The organism is Clostridioides sp. ZZV15-6388 (genome assembly GCF_020657755.1).
Classification (GTDB): Bacteria; Bacillota; Clostridia; order Peptostreptococcales; family Peptostreptococcaceae; genus Clostridioides.
Map to the genome: position 1 here is coordinate 13,968 of NZ_JAGWCU010000018.1, position 24,727 is coordinate 38,694.

Annotated in this window: 26 protein-coding genes; 1 reads left to right on the forward strand and 25 read right to left on the reverse strand. The window is 29.0% G+C overall.

Annotation, left to right across the window (positions count from 1 at the left end; genetic code table 11):
* Window positions 1–278 precede the first annotated feature (278 nt).
* Entirely contained in the window at window positions 279–929 is a 651-nt protein-coding gene (locus KGF48_RS12020; protein ID WP_227839459.1) for a TetR/AcrR family transcriptional regulator, read from the forward strand.
* A gap of 74 nt (window positions 930–1,003) precedes the next feature.
* On the opposite strand, the gene KGF48_RS12025 is transcribed toward KGF48_RS12020, so the two are convergent.
* The 25 genes from KGF48_RS12025 to mraY form a co-directional block, all read right to left on the reverse strand.
* Entirely contained in the window at window positions 1,004–2,023 is a 1,020-nt protein-coding gene (locus KGF48_RS12025; RefSeq protein ID WP_227432432.1) for an NAD(P)H-dependent glycerol-3-phosphate dehydrogenase, read from the reverse strand.
* A 30-nt stretch (window positions 2,024–2,053) separates the two neighbouring features.
* Window positions 2,054–2,668 carry a glycerol-3-phosphate 1-O-acyltransferase PlsY gene (gene plsY / locus KGF48_RS12030; protein WP_227829162.1) on the reverse strand — a complete coding sequence of 205 codons (615 nt, stop codon included), beginning with the start codon at window positions 2,666–2,668 and terminating at the stop codon, window positions 2,054–2,056.
* Between the two features lie 33 nt (window positions 2,669–2,701).
* Window positions 2,702–4,027: a ribosome biogenesis GTPase Der gene (gene der / locus KGF48_RS12035; RefSeq protein ID WP_255287738.1), complete on the reverse strand. Its 1,326-nt coding sequence runs from the start codon at window positions 4,025–4,027 to the stop codon at window positions 2,702–2,704.
* Between the two features lie 27 nt (window positions 4,028–4,054).
* The gene (locus tag KGF48_RS12040; protein ID WP_227829163.1) at window positions 4,055–5,383 is read right to left on the reverse strand and encodes a DUF512 domain-containing protein; all 1,329 of its coding nucleotides are present in this window, start codon (window positions 5,381–5,383) and stop codon (window positions 4,055–4,057) included.
* Window positions 5,384–5,618: 235 nt separating this feature from the next.
* A complete protein-coding gene (locus KGF48_RS12045) occupies window positions 5,619–5,819 on the reverse strand; it encodes a capping complex subunit for YIEGIA (protein ID WP_227432429.1) in 201 nt (66 codons plus the stop codon).
* A gap of 1 nt (window position 5,820) precedes the next feature.
* Window positions 5,821–6,753 (reverse strand): YIEGIA family protein, encoded by a 933-nt coding sequence (locus KGF48_RS12050; RefSeq protein ID WP_227839460.1) that lies wholly within the window; start codon window positions 6,751–6,753, stop codon window positions 5,821–5,823.
* Between the two features lie 45 nt (window positions 6,754–6,798).
* Window positions 6,799–7,731: a YIEGIA family protein gene (locus tag KGF48_RS12055; protein WP_227839461.1), complete on the reverse strand. Its 933-nt coding sequence runs from the start codon at window positions 7,729–7,731 to the stop codon at window positions 6,799–6,801.
* A 54-nt stretch (window positions 7,732–7,785) separates the two neighbouring features.
* Entirely contained in the window at window positions 7,786–9,039 is a 1,254-nt protein-coding gene (locus KGF48_RS12060) for a HAMP domain-containing sensor histidine kinase (RefSeq protein ID WP_255642516.1), read from the reverse strand.
* Window positions 9,040–9,104: 65 nt separating this feature from the next.
* The gene (locus tag KGF48_RS12065) at window positions 9,105–9,797 is read right to left on the reverse strand and encodes a winged helix-turn-helix domain-containing protein (RefSeq protein ID WP_227432425.1); all 693 of its coding nucleotides are present in this window, start codon (window positions 9,795–9,797) and stop codon (window positions 9,105–9,107) included.
* A 14-nt stretch (window positions 9,798–9,811) separates the two neighbouring features.
* Window positions 9,812–10,573, reverse strand: a complete 762-nt coding sequence (pgeF, locus tag KGF48_RS12070) for a peptidoglycan editing factor PgeF (RefSeq protein WP_413894805.1) — start codon at window positions 10,571–10,573, stop codon at window positions 9,812–9,814.
* Window positions 10,570–11,031 (reverse strand): transcriptional regulator NrdR, encoded by a 462-nt coding sequence (nrdR, locus tag KGF48_RS12075; protein ID WP_227824212.1) that lies wholly within the window; start codon window positions 11,029–11,031, stop codon window positions 10,570–10,572. The genes pgeF and nrdR overlap by 4 nt, the downstream gene beginning before the upstream one ends.
* A 21-nt stretch (window positions 11,032–11,052) precedes the next feature.
* Window positions 11,053–11,316, reverse strand: coding sequence for a YlmC/YmxH family sporulation protein (locus KGF48_RS12080; RefSeq protein WP_227432422.1), 264 nt, complete (start codon window positions 11,314–11,316; stop codon window positions 11,053–11,055).
* Window positions 11,317–11,420: 104 nt separating this feature from the next.
* Entirely contained in the window at window positions 11,421–12,194 is a 774-nt protein-coding gene (gene sigG / locus KGF48_RS12085) for an RNA polymerase sporulation sigma factor SigG (RefSeq protein ID WP_169468424.1), read from the reverse strand.
* Window positions 12,195–12,285: 91 nt separating this feature from the next.
* Complete coding sequence (sigE, locus tag KGF48_RS12090; RefSeq protein ID WP_227829169.1) at window positions 12,286–13,008, reverse strand: RNA polymerase sporulation sigma factor SigE; 723 nt, start codon at window positions 13,006–13,008, stop codon at window positions 12,286–12,288.
* Window positions 13,009–13,032: 24 nt separating this feature from the next.
* Window positions 13,033–13,878, reverse strand: coding sequence for a sigma-E processing peptidase SpoIIGA (locus KGF48_RS12095; RefSeq protein WP_227829170.1), 846 nt, complete (start codon window positions 13,876–13,878; stop codon window positions 13,033–13,035).
* Between the two features lie 325 nt (window positions 13,879–14,203).
* Complete coding sequence (locus KGF48_RS12100; protein WP_227829171.1) at window positions 14,204–15,478, reverse strand: ABC transporter substrate-binding protein; 1,275 nt, start codon at window positions 15,476–15,478, stop codon at window positions 14,204–14,206.
* A 261-nt stretch (window positions 15,479–15,739) separates the two neighbouring features.
* Window positions 15,740–16,900, reverse strand: a complete 1,161-nt coding sequence (ftsZ, locus tag KGF48_RS12105; protein ID WP_227432418.1) for a cell division protein FtsZ — start codon at window positions 16,898–16,900, stop codon at window positions 15,740–15,742.
* A gap of 189 nt (window positions 16,901–17,089) precedes the next feature.
* Window positions 17,090–17,443, reverse strand: a complete 354-nt coding sequence (locus KGF48_RS12110; protein ID WP_227839464.1) for a small basic family protein — start codon at window positions 17,441–17,443, stop codon at window positions 17,090–17,092.
* 98 nt (window positions 17,444–17,541) lie between these two features.
* Window positions 17,542–18,216, reverse strand: a complete 675-nt coding sequence (locus tag KGF48_RS12115) for a DUF881 domain-containing protein (RefSeq protein ID WP_227839465.1) — start codon at window positions 18,214–18,216, stop codon at window positions 17,542–17,544.
* A gap of 4 nt (window positions 18,217–18,220) precedes the next feature.
* On the reverse strand, window positions 18,221–18,919 hold the full coding sequence (locus tag KGF48_RS12120) for a DUF881 domain-containing protein (protein WP_227856302.1): 699 nt from the start codon (window positions 18,917–18,919) through the stop codon (window positions 18,221–18,223).
* A gap of 22 nt (window positions 18,920–18,941) precedes the next feature.
* Window positions 18,942–19,682 (reverse strand): FtsQ-type POTRA domain-containing protein, encoded by a 741-nt coding sequence (locus KGF48_RS12125; RefSeq protein WP_227839467.1) that lies wholly within the window; start codon window positions 19,680–19,682, stop codon window positions 18,942–18,944.
* 269 nt (window positions 19,683–19,951) lie between these two features.
* Window positions 19,952–21,169, reverse strand: a complete 1,218-nt coding sequence (gene murG, locus KGF48_RS12130) for an undecaprenyldiphospho-muramoylpentapeptide beta-N-acetylglucosaminyltransferase (RefSeq protein WP_227839468.1) — start codon at window positions 21,167–21,169, stop codon at window positions 19,952–19,954.
* 17 nt (window positions 21,170–21,186) lie between these two features.
* Window positions 21,187–22,317 (reverse strand): stage V sporulation protein E, encoded by a 1,131-nt coding sequence (spoVE, locus tag KGF48_RS12135; protein WP_227432412.1) that lies wholly within the window; start codon window positions 22,315–22,317, stop codon window positions 21,187–21,189.
* Between the two features lie 51 nt (window positions 22,318–22,368).
* Window positions 22,369–23,724 carry a UDP-N-acetylmuramoyl-L-alanine--D-glutamate ligase gene (murD, locus tag KGF48_RS12140; RefSeq protein WP_227839469.1) on the reverse strand — a complete coding sequence of 452 codons (1,356 nt, stop codon included), beginning with the start codon at window positions 23,722–23,724 and terminating at the stop codon, window positions 22,369–22,371.
* Window positions 23,725–23,742: 18 nt separating this feature from the next.
* Window positions 23,743–24,711 carry a phospho-N-acetylmuramoyl-pentapeptide-transferase gene (gene mraY, locus KGF48_RS12145; RefSeq protein ID WP_227829178.1) on the reverse strand — a complete coding sequence of 323 codons (969 nt, stop codon included), beginning with the start codon at window positions 24,709–24,711 and terminating at the stop codon, window positions 23,743–23,745.
* Between the last annotated feature and the right edge of the window lie 16 nt (window positions 24,712–24,727).

The window sequence follows — 24,727 nt, forward strand, 5'->3', positions numbered from 1 at the left end:
CAACAAGTATGAATATATCATTTCAAAATTCTTAATATTTTTAGTACTTGTTGTATTCGTATGTAAATTAAATTTATTTGTGATTATTTTATCATAATCATGATTATTTTGTCAATCACGATTTAATTTTTAAATATTTTTTATATTCTGCTGATATTAAATTATCTAAAATATAACAAATATATATTATATTTTGGAATATTATTCTTGATTTATGATAAATTTAATGATAAAATCACGATTATATAAACTATATTGATTATTTGTAGGTGAATAAAATGACAAATAAAGAATTACAAAAGAAAAGGATATTGATGTATTTCATAGAAGCTGCTCAAAACATTATGGAAAATGAAGGAATAGAAAATATTACACTTCGTAAGGTTGCAGATATGGCTGGCTATAACAGTTCAACCCTATACAACTACTTTAAAAATTTAGACCATCTAATATCATTTGCATCTATAAAATATTTTAAAGATTATAACTTAAATATTTCAAGGTGTATAGAGAATGTAAATGATGAATATAAGAAATATATAATTATGTGGAAATTATTTTGTAAACATTCTTTTGACAATGCCCAAGCTTTTTATCAAGTATTTTTTAACTTGTCCAGTGATGAACTTAGTTATATAATAAAACAATATTATGATATGTTTCCAGAAGACTTAGGTATTCATGACAGTGATATATCTCTAATGATTACAGGAAAAAGTATAAAAGAAAGAAATAAAATACTATTGAACAATCTTGTAGATACTGGATATATACCATCTAAAGATTTAGACATAATCAATGATATAATTATTTCTTTTTATCAAAATCTATTATTCTTAAAAAAGAACACAGGAAAAAATTCTAATGATGATGAGTTAACTATGAAAATGATTTCTTCTATTGAATACATAATAAAACATGCTAAGTAATATTAAAATAGCCCTCTTTATAAAAAGAGGGCTAAAACACATCTATTATTTTTTTATTTTATTGTGCAATAAGTTTATATATCATCACCTAAAACTACTTCTTCCATTTCGTGCTTTTTACTTCTCATCATTAGTTCTATTCCAACTTCTTTAGGATTTGCACCTTTAGTTATTACAGAGTATATAGCATTAGTTATTGGCATATCTATATTCAGCTTTTCAGCAACATCATGTGCTACTTCAGTAGCAGTTATTCCTTCTACAACCATCTTTACTTCTTTTAAGGTATCTTCTAAGCTCATCCCTTGACCTATAAGTATACCCGCTCTTCTATTTCTACTATGCATGCTTGTACAAGTAACTATTAAATCTCCAATGCCTGAAAGGCCTGCAAATGTAGACATATTAGCTCCCATAGCAGTACCAAGTCTACTCATTTCACTAATTCCTCTTGTCATAAGAGCTGCTTTTGCATTGTCACCATACCCTAATCCATCACATATACCAGCACCAAAAGCTATAATATTTTTCAATGCTCCTCCAAGTTCAACTCCAACTATATCTGGATTTGTATAAACTCTAAGTTTAGGGCTCATAAATAAATCTTGTATACTCTGTGCTATTTTTAATTCTTTAGATGCTACTACTACTGTAGTAGGTATATTTCTTGCTACTTCTTCAGCATGAGATGGGCCAGATAGTATTACATATGGATTTTGTGGCAATTCTTCTTCACATACCTGAGACAATCTAAGTCCAGTGCCTTTTTCAAGACCTTTTGCTACATTAACAATAATTTGTCCAGCTTTTACAAAGGGTTTTATTTTTTCACAAGTACTTCTTACGGCTTGAGATGGAACTGCTAAAACTATTACTTTGCAATTTTCTATAGTTTTTTCTATATCAGTACTTATCGTTATATTATGTGGAAATAATACTCCTGGTAAATAGTCTGTATTTTCTTTAGTCCTGTTTATTTTTTTAGCTTGTTCTTCTTTTCGGGTCCACATGCTCACATCATTACCTTTATTTGCAAGACCTAAAGCTAATGCACTTCCCCAACTTCCAGTACCTAATACACATACTTTCTCCATATTTAACACCACCTGAGTATAATATATTTACTATTCTTTCTTTTGACCAATTTTTCTTTCTGTCCCATTTAATAATCGCTTTATATTTGCTCTGTGATTATATATTACTGATATGCTTAAAAACAAAGCTACAACTAGCCCAGCTTTATTTTTTGCTATAATCATAAATATTGGTGAACAACCTATCCCAACAACAGAACCTAATGAAACATATTTTGTTATAATTACCACCAATATAAATACGGCCAAACACATTAATGTTATTACTGGATTTACAGCAAGCATTGCACCTAATGAAGTTGCAACACCTTTACCCCCTCTAAATCCTAAAACTGCTGGCCAATTATGACCTGCTACAACACATATAACTGCTAGATATCCAGCTAAAAGAGTATCTATACCAACCAACTTTGCTGCAATTTCCGATATCAAAACAGCAATTACACCTTTAAAAACATCACCTAAAAAAGTCATTGCTCCTGCTTTTTTCCCAAGTGTTCTAAGTACATTTGTCGAGCCTGCATTACCCGAACCTTGAGTCCTTATATCAACCCCCGCAATTCGCTTTGCAACTATATACGAGGTTGATATATTGCCTAATAAATATGCAATTACAGCAATAATTATATAACTAAATATCTCCACTGAACTTACCTCCTTTAGTTATATTTTAGATATTTACTTTTTATTTTTTTGTCTATACTCAAACTTTATGGAAGTTCCTTCAAATCCAAAGTTTTCTCTTATCTTATTTTCAAGATATCTTTGATATGAGAAGTGAGTTAAGTTCTTGTCATTTATAAATAAAGTAATTTTAGGAGGTCTAATGTCTGTTTGAGTTCCATAGTAAATTTTTAATCTTCTACCTTTATCAGATGGTGGCTGATTTAACATTACAGCTTCTCCAATTACTTCATTTAATGCTGAAGTTGATATTCTCTTAGAATGTTCATTTGATACATATTCAACTGTGTCTAATATTTTATTCATTCTTTGATTAGTCTTTGCAGAAACAAATACTATTGGAGCATACATCATAAATGGGAATTTTTCTTTTATATCTTTTGTGTAATTACTCATTGTCTTATTATCTTTTTCTATTAAGTCCCATTTATTGACTACAAATATACATCCCTTACCTTCATCATGTGCTATACCTGCAACTTTTGTATCCTGCTCTGTAACGCCTTCCAAAGCGTCTATAACTATCAACACTACATCTGCTCTATCTACAGCACTCATAGCTCTTATTACACTGTATTTTTCTATTGTCTCATATATTTTGCTTTTTCTTCTAAGCCCTGCTGTATCTATAAGAAGAAATTTCTGCCCATTTTTTTCAAAATAAGTATCTATTGCATCTCTAGTAGTTCCTGCAATTGGACTTACAATTACTCTTTCTTCTCCTAATATCTTATTAAGTATAGAACTCTTTCCTGCATTTGGCTTACCTGTTATAGCTACTCTTATTATATCTTCTTCATACTCTGTATCTAATCCTGCTGGAAAATTTTGAACTATCTCATCTAATAAATCTCCAAATCCCATACTATTGGCTCCTGACACTCCAAAAGGAGTTCCAAAACCTAATTCATAAAAATCGTATATATTGTCAAACTGACTTTGACTATCAATTTTATTAACCACTAGAATTACTGGTTTTTTTGTTTTTCTAAGTATCTGAGCAATTTCTTTATCAGCAGCTGTTATTCCAGCCTTACCATCAACTATAAAAAGTATTACATGTGACATGTCCATTGCAAGCATAGCTTGACTTCTCATTTGAGATAATATTATATCTTCGCTATCAGGTTCAATACCTCCTGTATCTACTAATGTAAAATATTTATCTAACCATTCTACTTCTGCAAATATTCTATCTCTTGTAACTCCTGGTGTATCTTCAACTATTGATATCCTTTTTCCTGCAAATTTATTAAATATTGTAGACTTACCAACATTTGGTCTCCCAACTACAGCTACAACTGGCCTACTTATACTCATGTTGTTTCTCCTTCCATCTTTTGTTTTCTATTTTAAAATTTTATCCACAAAATCTTTTCCTTCATTTAAGCATGGGATAATTTTTATTTTCATAAGTTCTTCTAACTGATTTAGTTCAATATTATCTAAGAAAATTTCTTCATCTGCTTTTAACATACTTCTTGTTATATAAAGAGCTTCTCCCAATTCCTTATGCTCAAGTTGCTCTTTTAAATCTTTCGCTGTTAAAAGGCCTGATACTGTTATTGTTTCTCCAAAAAACTTATTTTTTATTTCATAAACATCTATTTGAAGATTCTTAAACTTGTCCATCATAGCATCTGCCATACTTTGTATAAATTCATATGCAGAATGTCCAGTAGCTATTGATACCTTTTTGTCTCTTTTAAGACTATTCTCAGACAATGTGTTTAGATACTCTTCAATCTCTGTTTTTAACTTACGTATCATACCTACACCATCTTCAAACTGTAAAAATCCTTCATATTCTTCATATCCAGGCAATTCTCTACTAGATAATATATAAAATTCATCCGATAAAAATGCAAATCGAGTCCCTATTTTCTCAAGATATTTCTGTTGTATTTCATGAATTTGCTCTATAGTTTTACTTGCACCATTATTATCAAATATATTTAATTCTGCTAAATTTTCTCTATGCTTTGTAATTCCAACTGGAACTATAGCAACACTATTTACATATGGATAAAGTTGAGCTAATTCTTTTATTGTTCTATCCAATTCCTTTCCATCATTTATACCTGGACATAAAACAATTTGACAGTTCATTTCTATATGAGCATCTGCCAATCTCTTCATTATACCATATAATTTTCCTGCAAATTTATTGCTTATCATTTTTTGTCTTAATTCTGGATTAGTTGTATGCACAGATATATTTATAGGACTTATTCTGTATTTAATTATATTATTTATATCTTCTTCGCTCATATTTGTAAGTGTAACAAAATTTCCTTGTAAAAAAGACAATCTTGAGTCATCATCTTTAAAATAAAGAGTTTCTCTCATTCCTTCTGGCAACTGGTCTATAAAACAAAACATACATTTATTTCTACAACTTTTAGCTTGGTCAATTATTGGATTTGTAAATTCAACGCCCAAATCTTCATCATAGTCTTTTTCTATCTCATATATGTAGACTTCACCATCTTTTTTTTGTATTTCTACCTCTAAATACTCATCACTTAGTAAGAATCTATACTCTATTATATCATGTATTGGTTGTTCATTTACAGATATAAGTAAATCTCCTACTTCTATACCTATTTCTTCTGCAATACTATCTTTGTAAACTTTACTTATAATATTATTTATTTTTTTTACATTTACTTCCATTTTTTCACCACTCTTTTATATTCATCAATATTTATTATAATATATTTTAATATACAGTTTATTACTTTATTGTATTTTACAATAGCATTTTTAAACATTTCATGTCATAATAACACATTTTAATTCTAATAGTCAATATAAGTAAATAGCTATAAAAAGATTAAAACAAATAATATTCAAATTTAAATATTTTATAAATTTGAACATTATTTGCCCTTAAAAGTACCTTATAGTTTTAATGCTTTACTATTATTAATGTTCCATTAGTCATATCGTGAACCATTCCGCCTACACACTTTGACATGAGCATCGCCTTATTTTGCAAATCTTTTTCATCATTTGCATAAAATATCGGACAACCTCCACCATTTCTCATATTTTTATCTAGTGTAACTATTGCTAGGGTATATTCATTTAGACCTATATCCATTCCCATTTTATGCACTTCCTTTCTTTCCTATTTTATAGTTTTTCAGTGATAAGTTTTTACCTTTAGAGCTTGAAAGTATTGGACATGATTTTACAGCTTCCATTACCTTATCAACATTCCTATCTATTGGTAAATAAGCAATCATTATACTTTCATCATCTTTATTTCGTCTAGGTAATGGTACAAATGCAGGTTCTCCATAATCTCCATATAAACCTAATCTCGAATATATATTGTATACTATCGCTTGTCTTTGACCCGAATCAAATAATATTCCTGCATTAGCATAATCTCTATCTTTAGGAATTATTTGTATTCCTACACCTCTATTAATATATACTTCTCTATCACTTTTTAGACCTATATTTGTTATCCCTTTTAAATCTCCCACCTTTAGTATAGATTCATTTACGAAGCTAATATCGGCAGGCATTACATCAGCTATATCTCCAATACTTTTTCTAGTAAGAAGTTTCTTAAGCATGAAAGCTAATAATAAACCACAAATTGAACTTATTATCAAACTCATGCCTTCACTTATTTTAGTTTCTTCAATAATTACATAATATAATCCTATTGTTAAAAAAGATGTAACTATGCACATATAATTTCTTACTTCATAAGTTCTAGCTATCTCTTCTATAAATGCAGCTCCTCTTTTTACAAGTTGAACTTCTTCTAAGTTTTGTAATGTATTCCTTCTATTTGCTCTTACTTGTCTAAACTGTTCTGCTGCCAAAGATAAAAATGTTATCGATGTATAAGAACGATTTATAAGAGCTGGAACTAGTAATGCTCCTAATGCCGAAGCAACAAAGGCTAATATAAGCTGAGATAGTAAAACATTTGGTTGTGTAGGGTACTGTTTTTGGTCTAAATTTAACATTATGACTCTTGATGTCATACCAATAATAACTGCAACAAAAAATACTCTATCCATTAAATCACTCCTAAAATATCTAATATAAAATGTTCACATATAAATCTACAAAGTCTTTCTAGAAAAATCACTCTGTTTTCCTTTTGATGTCTCTATGATAGGAGTGCTCTTTACTACATCTATCATTACATCTATATCCTTGAGTATTGGTACATATGGTACAACCACAGTGCTTTTTTCTAAGTTAGTTTTAGATATAGCTACAATATCAACCTCATCTACATCCTTATCTATACCCATATGAATAAATAGATTATGTATTATAGCTTGTCTTTGCCCTATATCATTTACTATCCCAAATGCACCCAAATCTCTTGGTATAATCTCTATAGCTAGACATTCATTTTTATATTTTTCTCTTGTATTCTCTAAACCTATATTAGTTATTATTACACCATTTACTTTTAAAATAGGCCCTTCAAAACTTACTTCAGCAGGAACTATATCTGCTATATCTGCTATACTATTTCGTCTTAGAAATCTTCTAAAAATTAAACCAACTAAAGCTCCTGCTATAACAGCTAGTATTGTACAATAAACAAAACTAAGGTCATATCGTTTTGAAACAGTAATATAAACTATAGAAGATACTAGTGCAGAAAAAAGACTGATATAACTTCTAGATTCATACGTAGATGCTATTTCTTCTACATAAGCATCTCCTTTTGGTACTAATTCTTCATTGTCGATATTTTTTAATGTTATTCTTTCTTGCTCTGCAAGACCTTGAAATTGTTGTATTGCTACTGCAAAAAATGTTAATGCTGCAAACTCCTTATCTATAAGTGCAGGTAATGCTATAGCACCCAATGAAGCTGAAAGTCCTGATATTATTATTTGTTCTAAATAATCTTGCGGTCTCGATGGGTATTGCTTGTCTGTAACTCTTAAAACTAATCCTCTACACAATATTCCTATAATTACTGCTACTATAAAAGAGTGTCTAAATAAATTTGCACCTAATAAGCTTTCTTCCATTTTCTCAGCTCCTTCTATTATATAGTTTGTGCAAAAAACAAAAAAAATTTCCTTCTATTTAAGGAAATTTTTTTGTAGTATTGTAACAATAAATTCGCTACCAATACCAAGTTCACTTTTTACTTTTATACATCCATTTAATGATTTGACTATATGCTTCGTTATAGCCAATCCTAAGCCCGTTCCTCCTACATCTCTACTTCTTGCTTTATCCACTCTATAGAAGCGTTCAAAGATACGTTCTACATCTTCTTTTGGTATTCCAACGCCATTATCTATAACTTTGATTATTATTTTTTCTTCATCTTTTAAAACTACAACTTGTACAATACCATTATCTTGAGTGTATTTTATAGCATTATCAACTAAATTTAAAAACACTTGTTTGATATAATCTCTATTAGAAAGTATGTTTATTGATTTATCATCACATTTATATAAAACTTCTATATTTTTTTCACTAGCTGAACGTTGAGTTATTTCATATACTTCTCTAAATACATCATATATTACAACATCTTCCATTAGAAGAGTATCTTTATTTTCTACAAATGATAATAATAATATGTCATCAATCAATCTTTTTAATCTGTCTGATTCACTTTCTATTATTTCCAAAAACCTATTTCTAGTATTTACATCTATATTTTCATTGGATTTTAACGTTTCAACAAATCCACTTATAGATGTAAGTGGTGTTTTAAGTTCATGACTTACATTAGCAACAAAATCACTTCTCATATTTTCAAGCTTCACCTTTTTAGTAATATCTTCTATGTTTACTATTGAGCCAATTATTACATTATTAGTATTTTGAAGATAAACTGGGTCCACTTTTATTTTGTATACTATATCATCTTTAGTAGTAATCTTTGCAGTTTCATTTTCTTTAGAACCTATAAATTGAAGTATCTGCTTTAATATTTCTTCTTCTTTTATTACAGCATTGATATTATGACCTTCAACTAGTTTGTTTGGTTCGCTCTTTATCATTTCTTTAGCTTCATCATTTATCAATAATATGTTTCCATTTACATCTATAGCTAAAATTCCATGAGATATACTTTTTAATATAGACCTTAATTGTAAATGTTTATATCGCACTTCTTCTAATGTATCATCCATGTTTTTTATCATATGATTAAAATTTCTGGCTAATTCTCCTAGTTCTCCTTTAGCTGATATATTCAGCCTAGCATGAAACTCTTTGTTACTTACTTTTTTTGAAACGTATATAAACTCTTTTAAATATTTTCTTAGTGTTATTGTGTATCTTACAGACAATATCACAATGGCTATAGACAACATAACAATAAAAAAATATATGTTCTTTAATTCTTCCACAAGATAACACTCCTAAAATATAACTTTTTCTAATCTATTTTGTATCCTACACCTCTTATAGTTTCTATATATTTTTCTGATTTATCTTCATCTTCTATTTTTTTTCTTAAATATCTTATATGGACGTCTACTGTTCTAGTTTCTCCATAGTATTCATAGCCCCATATTTTATCTAAAAGATAGTTTCTTGAAAGTACCTTACCTTTATTCTGAATTAATAATTTTAACAGTTCAAACTCTTTAAGTGTTAACTCTATCTTTTCAGAACCTTTAGTAACTTCATGTTTTGATAAATCTAGTTTTAAATTACCTGTGGTAAGTATATTATTTTCTTCACCTGTACTAGTTAAGTTATATCTTCTTAAAACAGAGCTAACTCTAGCTAACAATTCTTTTATACTAAATGGCTTGGTTATATAATCATCAGCACCTACTTCAAGACCTTCAACCTTGTCATTTTCCATATTTTTAGCAGTAAGCATTATAACAGGAATATTTTTCAAGTCTTTATCACTTCTTATTTTTCTAAGTACTTCTATTCCACTTATATTTGGTAGCATCCAATCTAAAAGTATTAAATCTGGTTTAACTTCCTTAGCTTTTATAAATCCATCAAATCCATCATATGAATAACTAACTTCGTAGTTTGACACCTCCAAATTGAATTTTAATAGCTCAACTATATGCATTTCATCGTCTATAACAAGCACTTTAGTATTCATTAAAAAGCTCCTCTCTATTTTATCTGTAGTACCGTTCCTATTCGTTCTGATGCCTTATTATGTTTTCTATAAGAGTGGAATTCATCTGCTCTACAACTAGTGCATAGATTTAAATTTATTATATTTTCTTCTTTGACTCCACTACATCTCAGCATATACTCATTAATTTTCCATAAATCTAAATAGTAACTTCCCTCTTTTATTATATAGAACTTTTCATCATTATTTGTAAGAATTGTGTTAAATTTTTCTACTAAATCCTCAGACACTTCATAACAACAAGGTCCAATTGATGGTCCAATTATACATATCAAATCTTCAGGAACTGTTTTATAGGTCTCAGACATCAATTTTATTGTTTTGTGACCTATATTACTAAAAGTACCTTTCCAGCCCGCATGTGCTAGTCCTATGGCTTTATTTTTAGCATCTATAATTGATATGGGTACGCAATCTGCTGTAAACAATAAAAGTGGTACTTTCTCTAAGTTTGTTATAAGTGCATCGCCTTCTATTTTTTGTCCTATATTCTCTCTGTTAACTATGTTAACTATGTCTGAATGTATTTGAGAATTACTAGTTAAATTTTCAAACATTAAATTGCATTCCTTACAAACCCTTAACATGTCTTCTTTACTTTTTGCATCTATATTTTTGCAAGTTATAATTAGATTTATAGAATTTAATTTTTCATCAATTTCTTTACAGTTGCTACTTAAGTTAACATACTCTTTAATATCTTCTACACTTTTTAGATTTATATAATCTTTCATCATTTATCTCCTTTTTCTATTAGTATACTTTTAAGTTCGTTTACAAAAGTATTTATATCTTTAAATTGTCTATACACAGAAGCAAATCTTACATAGGCGACTTCATCTAAATCTTTCAATTTATCCATTACCATTTCACCAATTTTTTTGGTTTCGATTTCTTCTATAAAACATTTATTTATTTCATTTTCAATATGTACAACTATATTCTCAATATCTTCAACAGATACAGGTCTTTTCTCACATGCCTTTAATAGTCCGTATTTTATTTTTTCTCTATCAAAATATTCTCTACTATTATCTTTTTTAATAACCATTAAAGGAGTAGTTTCTATTTTCTCATAAGTAGTAAATCTCTTTTTACATAATTCACATTCACGTCTTCTTCTAATAGATTTTAAATCTGTATGTCTAGAATCTATTACCTTTGATTCTTTATAATTACAATAAGGACATTGCATCTGTATTCCTCCTTCGTTTAGCTATATATCAAATTCATCTAAGCTTAATTCTGAACCTATATTTACTATTATTGTATCACAACCTATTTTAAGTATATCATTCCAAAATATAACTTCTTCATCCCCTCCTCTTGAAAAAAAACTTCTACTTCCATCTCCAAAAATGGTAAATGAGACTACCTTACCCTCATGGATATCCATATCTATGTCGATTATGAAACCCATCCTTTTTCCATTTTTTACATTTATAATTTCTTTTTCCATTATATCAGAAACTCTAATCATATTATACTCACCCTTTCTTTAAAAATAAATATGTATTTGGATAAAAAAAAATGACCTATATAGGTCATTTAAATTTAAAATTATGTTTACATTCCATGGATTACTTATACATACTTTCTCATATTTTTTAAAGCATTTTTTTCAATTCTTGATACTTGTGCTTGAGATATACCGATTTCATCAGCAACTTCTATCTGAGTTCTTCCTTTGTAAAATCTTAAATCTAATACCAACTTTTCTCTACTATTTAATTTTTTAATAGCTTCCTTAAGTGATATTTCTTGCAACCAGTTTTCATCAGTATCTTTTTTGTCTTGAACCTGATCCATTACAAATATCGCATCTCCATTATCTTGATATACTGGGTCAAATAAAGATATTGGGTCTTGTATAGCATCAAGTGCCATTACAACTGACTCTACTTCTAATTCTAATTCTTTTGCTATTTCTGATACTGTTGGTTCTTTTGAATTTGTTCTAATTAATCTTTCTCTGACTTGTAGTGCCTTATATGCTATATCTTTTAATGATCTACTTACTCTGATTGGATTATTATCTCTTAAGTATCTTCTAATTTCTCCTATAATCATAGGAACAGCATAAGTTGAAAATCTGACATTTTGACTTAAATCAAAATTATCTATAGCTTTTATAAGACCAATACAACCTATTTGAAATAAATCGTCTATATTTTCTCCTCTGTTGTTAAATTTTTTTATTACACTCAAGACTAACCTTAAATTTCCTCTTACAAATTGTTGTCTGGCTTCTTCATCACCACTTTTTATTTGTAATAAAAGTTCCTTCATTTGCTTATTTTTAAGAACTGGAAGTTCAGATGTATTAACACCACATATTTCAACCTTATTAACTTGCATACATTTCAGTCCTCTCTCAAAAAGTATTCATCTATTGAAATTATTTACATTTCCAATTTTTTTATACTTTTTAAGAAGAATTAATTTAGCATTATACAAATTTTTTCATTTCTTTTTGTAACCTTGAAATTATTTTCTTTTCAAGTCTAGATATGTAGGATTGAGATATTCCAAGCATTCCAGCAACTTCTTTTTGTGTTTTTTCAATACCTTTATCTATAAGTCCAAACCTTAATTCCATAATTTGCTTTTCTCTGTCACTTAATCTGTCAAGTGCCATAACTAATAAATCTCTATCTATCTCTTCTTCTATTATTTTATATATTTCATCATTTTCTGTACCTAAAACATCTGATAATAAAAGTTCGTTTCCATCTAAGTCTATATTTAAAGGTTCATCAAAAGATACCTCTGTTTTCTTTTTATTATTTTTTCTTAGATACATTAGTATTTCATTTTCTATACATCTTGAAGCATAAGTTGCTAATTTTATGTTTTTATTTAATTTAAAAGTATTGACTGCCTTTATCAAACCTATAGTTCCTATAGAAATTAAATCCTCTACATCTATACCTGTATTTTCAAATTTTCTTGATATGTAGACTACTAATCTCAAATTTCTTTCTATTAAAATTGATTTTACAGTTTCATCAGTTTCTAGTTTTTGCAAAAGTTCCATTTCTTCTTCTGGTTTTAGTGGAGGAGGAAGAATATTGGCCCCTCCCATATAGTATATTCCTTTTGGCTTTATTATTTTTAATTTAATACCTAACATCGTAATAAAGCTTATGATTCTTTCTTTTAATCGTAACATCCTTTGTCCCCCTTAAATTTTTAGCTAGAATCCAGGCAATATATTTGGATTCATTATTGCCCCGTATTCTCTATCATTAAAATTTGAAATACCAAGTATTATATTTCCTATCTTTTGCTCATCTACCTCTACATAATCAGCTTTTAGACCAATTATTATGCTTGTCTTATTACTTCCAGCATGTTTATAAGGTATTATTCTAACTCTCCCTGAAGTTCTGTCATCTAAACTACATATGATTTCCTGAGCTTTTTCCATATCTATATCTTCATAGTTAATATTTAATAGATTTTCTGGAATCAATCCTTCTAACACACTTGATTTGACTATTATTACATCACTTTGACTTATTGGGTCTTTTAATAAATTTCCACTATCCACTAAAGCCTTACAGCAAAAGCTTTTTTCTAATAAGTTTATATTTATAGTCTTTGTAAGCTCTTTGATGTATTTAAGCATCTTCAAGTCTTTGTAAATGTACTTTAATAGTTCACAACTTACATAAGTACATGCAATTAAAAAAGATATTTTTAAATGGCTTATTCCTGTAAAATAAATTACAAAATAAGTACTTCCAGAAATAAAAATATTTACTAAATAAAAAACTAATGCTACATGAGCATAATCTTTTTTACTCTTAGTCCTAAATGAAATTAAAGTTATAATACTCATGATTATTATTTTAAATGGCACTGTAAATAGTATATTCATTGACGGGTATAAATAAGCAACAGAGTAGGCTCCTCCTAAACTAGCCCCCAGCAACTTATTCTTTCTAGGATTATATTTTTTAGTAAGAATAGAAGTACAACTTATAATAATATAATTTATTACTAGGTTTTCTATAACATAGTACTCAATATACACCATGTATCCCCCCTTAAAACCTTTAAACATATTATAAGATAGTATGTACAAAATTTTATGTCACTTTTGACAGTCGAATCCAAAACAAATTCTATTTAAAAATAACAATGATATATGTCTTATACTTTATGTCGTCAAAAGATATTTTTTTAGTATCAAACAAATAGGCTTTTTTGTAGAATTCAATATATCTAGGTAGAAGTTATTCAACCCTACTTTTGGAATATTTCCATAAAAAAAGACTATGCGACTTAATAATATAGCAAGTAAATCTTTTACTTGTATAAAATTAAGTTGCATAGTCTATAAATTCAAATATAAACTTAAACTATTGTGCTAATAATTCATTTGCATATTTTGCAGATTCATTTAGTGCTTGTTCTGGAGTCTTATCTCCAGCTATCATCATTTGAAGTTGTTTCCATAAGTGTTCATATATTTCTACTCCATGAGGTCCAACTGTTAATGGTCTGTACATATTTTTATCTTTTGTTACCATTTCTTCAAATCTTGGGTCTCCTTGATATTTTTCACCTTTAGCAACTGGTGCTCTTGGTATCTCTTTATGGAAAGCTTCCATTGAGTCTTTACTTAACATATATTCAAGAAGTTTAAAGCCAAGTTCTTTGTTTTTACACGCTGACATTAAAGTTAAATCATCTACTGAAGCAAAACTACCAACTGTTTTATCTTCTAATGAAGTTACATATCCCCAGTTTAAGTCTGGGAATGATTTATCAAAAGTACTTGTAGCAGCAGAAGACAGCATTATAGTAAATGCAGCTTTTCCTGGTCCAAATACACTTTCAACCATTTCATTACTGTCTTTTGATAAAGCATTATCTGGTATATATTTTTTCATATCATTTATAAAGTTAGCAGCTTTTAATCCTTCTTCATTATTAAATTTAACTGATTTTAAATCATCATTATATATATCTCCACCAGCTTGCCATAGATATGGATACCAGTTCCAGTTTAAACTACCAAACACTTTAGAACCCCAACCTTGTGCAAGACCCCATTGGTCGATTTTTCCATCTCCATCAGTATCTTTTGTTGCTTTTTCACATATTCTTTTAAAATCTTCCCATGTTTTAGGAGGTTTTTCTCCCAATTTTTCTAGTATATCTTTATTATAGTATAATACACCTGGATTAGCAGCTTCTATAGGTAAACCGTAAATTCCACCCATCATTTTTGCATTATCTAAGTATAAATAATTGTCTGAAGTTCCTGATTTTTCTAAATAAGGAGTTAAATCTTCAACTGCTCCCATTTCTATAAATTGAGGAAACATTTCTGCATACATATATCCTATATCTGGCCCCTCACCTGCACTGATTGCAGTAGCATATTTTTCTGCATAATTATCCCATGGTACTATTTGAAATTCAATTTCACAGTTATTTTCCTTTTCAAATTTCTCAAGTATTGGTTTCCATGCATCTGCATCATGATCTGTTAATGGTGCAGACCATACAACTAATTTTTCTTTGCCATCTTTTCCTTTAGATTCTTCTTTTTTTGTACATCCAGCAAGAAGTGATGTTGACAAAACAGCAACCATGGCTAAAGAAAGAATTTTTTTTAGCTTAATCATACTTAATCCCCTTTCAGACTTTAATTTCTCTTTTTCCTCAAATTTTTACAATTCAATTCAGATTTAATATTACCAAATAAAAATATCATTGTCTAATTATAAAAAACTATAACCATTTGTATAATTATCATTTTTTTCTATACTTAATAAAAAAACTTTACTTTTTTATATTTTTTTGATACTAGAATATATTTTAAGAAATAATAGATTAAAATACAAAAAATAAAAAGAAGTCTATTGACTTCTTTATAAATTTACATATTATCTTCTTCTTCTTAAGAATGTAGGTATTTCCATGCTCTCATCATCGTCTTCTTCTATTATACTCGCCTTTTTAGGAGCTTCTATCTTTTCTTCAACGACAATTTCTTCTTCTTCTATTTCTTTTACAACTTGTTTTACGGTTGTATTCAAAGAAGATCTTATACTTGATTTAGGCTTAGTATCCAAATCTAAAATCCCACCTTGTAAGCCTTCAAATCCTGTTGCGATTACTGTAATCATTATTTCATCGCCTAAATCTTCTTTTATAGAAGCACCAAATATAACATTTGCTTCTGGGTCACATGATTCCATAACTAAAGTAGATGCTTCATTAACTTCAAATAATCCTAAGTTAGGACCACCTGTAACATTAAGAAGTACTCCTTTTGCTCCTTGTATTGATGTTTCTAAAAGTGGAGATTGGATAGCTTGTCTAGCAGCATCTATAGCTCTAGTTTCTCCACTAGCACTACCTATACCCATATGAGCAAGACCTTTATCTTTCATTATAGTAGTAACATCTGCAAAGTCTAAGTTTATTAATCCTTCAACTGCTATAAGGTCAGAAATTGATTGTATACCTTGTTTTAACACATCATCTGCAACTGCAAAAGCATCCAACATTGAAGTATTCTTTTGTACTATTTGTAAAAGTCTATCATTTGGTATTGTTATAAGAGTATCTACCTTTGACTTAAGCTCAGCTATTCCACCTTCAGCATTTTTCATTCTTATTTTACCTTCAAATGCAAAAGGTTTTGTAACTACACCTACTGTAAGGATACCCATTTCTTTAGCTAAGCCTGCAACTACTGGGGCAGCTCCTGTACCAGTACCACCACCCATTCCAGCTGTAACAAATACCATATCAGCTCCTTGAAGTAGTTTTACTATTTCATCTTTACTTTCTTCAGCAGCTCTTTTTCCTACTTCTGGATTAGCTCCTGCACCAAGTCCTCTAGTTAATTTTTCTCCTATTTGAACTTTATATTCAGCCTTTGATGTATATAAAGCTTGTTTATCTGTATTTACTGATATAAATTCAACGCCTTTAAGTTGAGCTTCTACCATTCTATTGACAGCATTGTTTCCACCGCCACCTACACCTATTACTTTAATTTGTGCACATTCTTCTAATTCTACGTCAAAGTTTAGCATCATAAACCCCCTTATCTCATGATTCAAAGTTATCGTATGTATTAATTATATCATTTTCTTCTTTTATTTTGTTAACCTTTAACTAACATATTCCACAAAAACGTAAATTTTCCTTTTTAATTTTCTTACTTATATTGTCAAATATTACTCTTTAAGTATAAAATATTTTATGTATATATCAAAAGCTCTTTAATTTTTATGTTTTTTATTCATAATATTGGCAATGATATAACGTCTAATTATGGATAAATTATTAAATAGTCTCATACCAAAAACTAATACTGCTACATAATAAAGTGAAATTCCTAACTTTTCTCCTATATAAGTCAATAATATAGCCAAGATAGCATTCCCTATGAAACCAGTAACAAAAATTACATTATCATAGTTCTCTTCAAAACTGGATTTTATCGCTCCAAATATAGAATCCATTATTGCAAGAATAGCTACTGACATATATATCGAATAATCCATAGAATATGTAAATGGAATGTAGTAACCTACTACCACACCAAATGCCAATCCTCCTAACACCCATATCATAAATCTTCACCTCTTTATTTTACTTTGAAACACAACTATATTACAATCCTTTTTATTAATTTTTTTTATTTTTTCTTTATTTTTTTGTATTTTTCGTTTTATTTTGCAAATAAATCCACCTTATTTCCATTATTTTCCTGTATTTTTATATTAATTCCATATATATCCTTTAGAGATTTAGCATATGATTCTGGAGAATTTATAGCTGCACTCAATAAATCTATATCTCCTATAGCTTTTATTATAAATGGTTGTCCATATGTAGTATCGTTCACTGTAATAGTTGCTCCTGAACATTTTATCTTACTTGTTGACAATACTCTTTCTCCATTTATAGATATTGCTTTTGCACCTGCTTTTTTCAAATCATTTAAAACTCTTAGAATGTCAATATCATGTATAATCAGGTCGTTTGGATTTTGTCCATCTTTTAATTCTCTTTCACTATCCTTCATAGTAATAGTTATTCCTGGACCTGTGACAGTTGAGTAGCCACTTAACTCTTTAACTTCTTCAAGTTCTTTTTTCATTAATGTTTGAATCGATTCATTTCCATTATTTTCTGCTTGCTTATATTCATCTAAAGTATTTTTATTACTTTTAAGAGCTTCTTTTAGATTTTTTATTTCCTTATTTGTATTTTCTATTTCACTTTCAATACTTTTAGTCTGACTCAATGTTATATACACTTTATTTGGGTTCAGAGATTTTATATAAGTTGATATGAAAATGCCTAATATGAATGCTCCTAATATAATCATTTTCTTTTTCATACTATTATTTCCTCTCTACTTTTTCTGTATCACCGTGTCCATTTATTTTTACATTATCTTCTTTAGTCACTTTTACCTTTGCATTATAATACGTTTCTATTTCCCAGACAATACCGTACTTTATATTGAGCGCAGAAGCTAATGTATCAGAATCACCAATTGCCTTTATTGTAATTGGCTCCTTTATAACAGTATCATTCATATAAAGTTTATCTTCTTTCAAATACATATATGTATTTGAAACTAATCTTTGATTATTTATAGATATAGCACTTGCTTGTGCTGAATTTAATTTATTTATCATTGACAGTAATAAATCATAATTATATAGTATACTGTCATTTTTATCAAAGCTTCCTAAGGTTTTTGTAGAATTTATTTCAACTTCAATACCTTTTCCTTCTACATCTGTATATCCAGCTAAGGTTTCATATTTTTCTATTTCTGATTTAAGTATATCTTGCTCTCCTTTTTCACTTTTACCTCTATAAGTATCTATATCTTTTTTTACACTATTAATTTCTGATTGAAGATTTTCTTTTTCTTTTTTTAGAGATTTAAGTTCTTCTGTAAGTTGCTCTCCTCTCTTAAAAGTCGTCATTCCTCTATTTTCTATATTAATAATTTTTAATTGTAAACTAACGAGAACTCCCAATACAATACTTCCTATGATTATACTCTTATTTATAAATCTTTTTTTCAAAATATCACTTCCTTACAATTGTCTATCCTTCTGGACTATATACAGCTAGCTTTCCATAATTTAGATTTATAGTCCCACCATTGGTATTTTTATTTTGCAGGTCAATCAAAATTTTATTTACCCTAGATATATTATAATCTAAGTTATCATCATTAGAAAGTAAGATTTTTATATTGCTTCTCGTAAGCATATTTACATTCCCTTCTTTTTTAAAGTTTACATAATTTATTTTTCTATAAATACCTTCTTCTTTTAAATAATTTAAAGTCTTAAATACATTCTCTTTAGTTTTATAATTTTTAAATTTTATTGATTTCGTATCATCAATATTATAATCTACTTCCACTATCAAATCATTTTTGCTTTCATTAGTGCCTTTTAGTTCCTCTAATAAGTTCCCTTTTTTATCTATATAACAATAGTTATCTTCATCCTTTAATGCTGCAAAAATTTCTTTTTCCTTTAAGCTTATAATTATCTTATTTGGAAGTTTCCTTTTTATTTCTACATCTTCTATATATGGATTTTTCATAAGCTTACTTTTCATGTCTTTAAAATTGTATGCAAATATATTTTCATGTGAACTTACATTTAACTCTTTCATTATATTTGACTTGGTGACTCTTTTATTTCCAATCACATCTATCCTCTTTACATCAAATAAATCACTCCCTACAATAATACATATCCCAAAAGATAGCATAAGTATAAAAACCAAAACTATCATAACATTATTCGTATTTAGCTTCTTTCTCCTCTTCAAATACAATCAACCCCTTTGGTTAATAAATACACCTTTCGAGTTTATATTTCCTACAAAAAAAATATAATATTTAAAGTCAAATTTTCTCATTTTTTTACAAAACAATCTAATAAAACATTAAAAAAGAGGATTAAATTGATATTTCATCAAAATAAATATAAAATACCATATATTTTTTATAACTTAAAACTTGTATACACACAAATAAACCCCTAATTTAGAATAATTTAGAAAATCTAATATATTATAAATTAGGGGTAAATATCTATTTATCTTTTCTTTATTCCTATTACTTTAGCCTGACCTTCTATACTTGGAGCTGCTTCTTTTTTTACTTCCTCAACAACTTTTTCTTTTTTTGGTTTTTTAGCTGTTGATTTTTGTGTTGAGTTGTATACCTTTATTATCTCATCATATATAAGGTCTATCGCCTCAGGTCTACCTATAGTTTTACTTGCATTTGCCATGTCAACTAGAAGCTCTCTATCGCCTAAAAGTTTAAATACGGCTGTATTTAGGCTTTCTGGAGTTAAGTTTTTTTCTAGAATTGCAACCCCTGCACCTTGCTTCTCTATACTCTTAGCATTGTACTCTTGATGATTTTCAGCAGTATATGCTTTAGGTATTATTATAGAAGGTTTGCCAAGAGCTGTTATTTCAGCTAGTGAAATTGCTCCTGCACTACCTATAACTAAATCACTTGCTGCAAGTGCATTTGCCATATCTTCTAAATAAGGTACTACTTTTTGGTATGGTTTAAGATTTATATTACTGATACTTTCCATAAATTCTTCATAATAGCTTTTTCCTGTTGCAAATATAAAAGCTATATCTTCATTGACCATATTCTTTATGACAAGTCTCATTGCATCATTTATTTTTCTTGAACCTCCACTACCACCATAGCAAAGTACCATTTTTTTCTCTTCACTTATCCCTAAATTTTTTCTTGCGATATTTTTTCTTGATAACAAAATTTCTTTTCTAACTGGATTTCCTGTAAAAACTAATTTTTCTTCAGCTGTCTCAGGAAATCTTTTATGTGAATCTTCAAAACTTGTAAGTACCTTTGTAACTGTTTTGGATAAAATCTTATTAGTTACTCCAGGAAAAGAATTTTGCTCATGTATTATAGCTGGTATTTTTCCCATAGACGCATTAAATAAAACAGGTCCACTGACATATCCACCAGTTCCTATGACTACATCTGGCTTAAATTTTTTAACAATTTTTCTTGATTGTTCCAATCCTTTAAAAAGCTTAAAAACTCTTTTTACATTATCGAAGTCTATTTTTCTCTTAAATCCTTGTACTGTTACAGTTTTCAATTCAAATCCATACTTAGGAACTATTTCTGATTCTATTCCCTTTTCCGTCCCAACAAACATTATCTCGGCGTCTGGATGTTCATCTCTTATTTTGTTAGCAATAGCTATAGCTGGATATACGTGTCCTCCAGTTCCACCGCCCGATAATAAAACTTTCATCAAATCATCATCTCCTGTTAATTAATTTTGACATGCTTTGAGATGTTCAACACTATACCTACGGCCCCCATAAAGATGGTGAGTGAGGTACCTCCATAACTTATAAATGGTAGTGCTACACCTGTAGCTGGCATTGATGATGTTGCAACTGCTATATTTAAAGCTGCTTGTATTCCAATTTGTGCCCCTATACCTATGACAACCATACAAGCAAATACATTAGAAGTCTTCAGCGCTATTCTTACACATCTGTAGACTAAGGCTACAAATAGCATTATAACTATTATACAACCAATTAATCCTAACTCTTCTCCTATTATAGCAAATATAAAGTCATTTTGTGGCTCTGGTATATAAAAATACTTTTGCTTACTCTTTCCTAAGCCTAAACCAAACAGTCCTCCTGAGCCTAATGCATATAAACCTTGTATTACCTGATACCCCTTACCAAGTGGGTCTTGAAATGGGTCTAAAAAAGATGTAACACGACTAAGTCTATACGGTTCAGCAATTACTAATGCAGCAAATAAAGCAGCCCCACTTCCTATCATAGCAAATACAATTTTCATATCCATCCCAGCAACAAATATCATTACAAATGTAACTAGAATTACAGTACCTGCTGTTGACAAATTTGGTTGAAGTATTATCAACGCAAAAAATATTCCTGGAACTACGAGAAGTGGTACAACACCTTTTGTCAAAGATTTTATTTTATCATAATTTTTCTCAATCAATTTTGCAGTTAATATTATTGTAGCAAACTTTGCAATTTCTGCAGGCTGAAATGTTAAAGCACCTATCCCTAACCATCTTTTTGCTCCGTTTGCTTCTATTCCCAAAGGAGTTAAAACCAACAATAATAATACTACTGCTATAGCTCCAATTGCTGTAGCATTTTTCTTCCAAAAATTATAGTCTATTCTAGATGTAATAATCATAACTATAAATCCCAGTATAGCATATATTACATTTTTCTTTAGAAAATAGTATGCATCATTATGTTTAAATGAAGATTGTATAAAACTTGCACTAAACACCATAACTATTCCTACAAATACTAAAAGCATAGTAGTATAAAATACTACTCCATCAAATTCAGTCTTCATCCTTATGTCAATTTGTTTTTTCAAATTTTCTTTAGGCATCCAACTAATCTACCTCCATTCTTCCATCTAAGTAAGTTTAGAGGTAAGAGATTATTTTAAATTGTTTACATTATCTTTGAAGTCTTTTCCTCTTACTTCAAAACTTTCATACATATCCCAACTTGCACAAGCTGGTGAAAGAAGCACTATATCTCCATTTTTTGAAATCTCATGAGAAGTCTTAACTGCTTCCTCCATATCTTTTACTATATGTATGTCATTAAATCCTTTATTTTTAGCACAACTTTCTATCTTTGGTGCAGTTTCTCCTAATAAGATTAATGATTTAACATATGACTTTGCAATTTCAAGAAGTTCATCAAAGTTGCTTCCCTTATCCATTCCTCCTGCTATAAGCACTATAGGTCTATTATAAGACTGTACAGCTTTTATAGTAGAGTCTGGATTAGTTCCCTTTGAATCATTTACATACATTACATTATCTAAGTTTCTTACAAACTCTTGTCTGTGTTCAACTCCTTTAAATGTCATCAATACATCTTTTATTACTTCTAAATCTACTTTACAAACATATGCGATTGCTATTGCTGCCATACAATTTTCTAAATTATGGCCTCCAGGCAAACTTACATCATCTTTATTTAGAAACTTAATCTTATCCTCTATATCTATTATTATGTCATTATTTTCTAAATATACTCCTCCATTTACTCTATGAGTTCTTGAAAAGTAAATTATTTTGGCATTACATTTATCAGATAGACCTCTCACTATTTCATCATCATAATTTAATACACAAAAATCTTCAGCATTTTGATTCATAAATATTTTTGATTTAGCTTCTATGTACTTTTCCATAGTATGATGTCTATTTAAATGATCTTCTGTAATGTTTAATATTGCACTTACTTTAGGTCTAAATTCATCCACACTTTCAAGTTGGAAACTACTCAGTTCAGTTACAAGTATAGATTCTTCATTTGAAGTTTCTATAGTATCTATTACAGGATTCCCTATATTACCAACTACATATGTATCTTTTTTGGCACTTGAAAAAATTTCTCCTACTAAGCTAGTTGTAGTTGTCTTACCATTTGTACCTGTAATCCCTATAAAAGTTGGATTATTTGACAATTTAAAAGCTAATTCTACCTCACCAATTATACACTTGCCTGAATTCTTTAGTTCCAAAATAAATGGCAGGTCTAATGGTACCCCTGGAGATACTACAACCATATCTACATCGTCTACATCCTCTGGATGGCATCCTAATATGTATTCTATGTCATTTATAGATTTTAATTCATCAAGTATGTTTTTTAATTTATTTTCATCTTTAATATCATTTACAATTATACTTGCTCCTAATTTATCTAAATGTTTAATTGTAGATATACCAGTTTTTGCAAGCCCTACTAATAAAACTTTTTTTCCACTTAAGTCCATTTTTTATTCCCCCTAGGCCTAAAATACTGCTATTATACTTATCCAAGCTAAAACAACTGTAATAATCCAAAAAACAAATACAACTCTTGTTTCTGGCCAGCCACATTGTTCAAAATGATGGTGTATTGGAGCCATCTTAAAGAATCTCTTTCTAGTTGCTTTAAAATATCCAACTTGAATTAAAACTGATAGAGCTTCTGCAAAATAAATACCTCCAATTATAGGTATTATAAGCACAGAATTAGTTAAAACTGAAAATGCTACAACCGCACCTCCTAGTGCCATTGAACCTGTATCTCCCATAAACACTCTAGCTGGATATGAATTAAATCCTAAAAAGCCTAGACATGCTCCAACAGTTGCTGCTGCCAAAACTGCAACTTCTGTATTACCTGCAACTGAACTTGCAAACAACATAAAAAATACAGAAACAACTAAAGTCACTCCTGATGCTAGACCATCTAGACCATCAGTTAAATTTACAGCATTTACTATTGCTACTATTATAAACATCATTATTGGTATATATAGTATCCCAACATTTATTACAAAATCTGTAAATGGTATCATAAGTTGCGAAGCACTTGATGATGACGTATACTGATAAAAAGCAACATAAAAAGATAATGCAACTTGAAGGATTATTTTTTGATATGCTTTTAGTCCAAGTGACCTTTTTAGCTTTATTTTTATAAAGTCATCTAAAAAACCAATAAAACCAAAACCAGCAATACATATAAGACCTACTGCCATGTCATGACTAACTTTTACTCTTGTAAGTCCAGTTATTAGAATTGCAACAATCATTATAATTCCACCCATAGTAGGTGTTCCATTCTTAGCTAGATGTGTTTGAGGTCCATCATCTCTAACTGTCTGACCAAATTTAAATTTCCTAAGCATTGGTATAAATATTGGTCCTATTATAATTACTATCAAAAACGCAATCAATGCGGTGTACGTAAGCTCTGTTATTCCTAACATCATAAAACTCCTCTCCCTT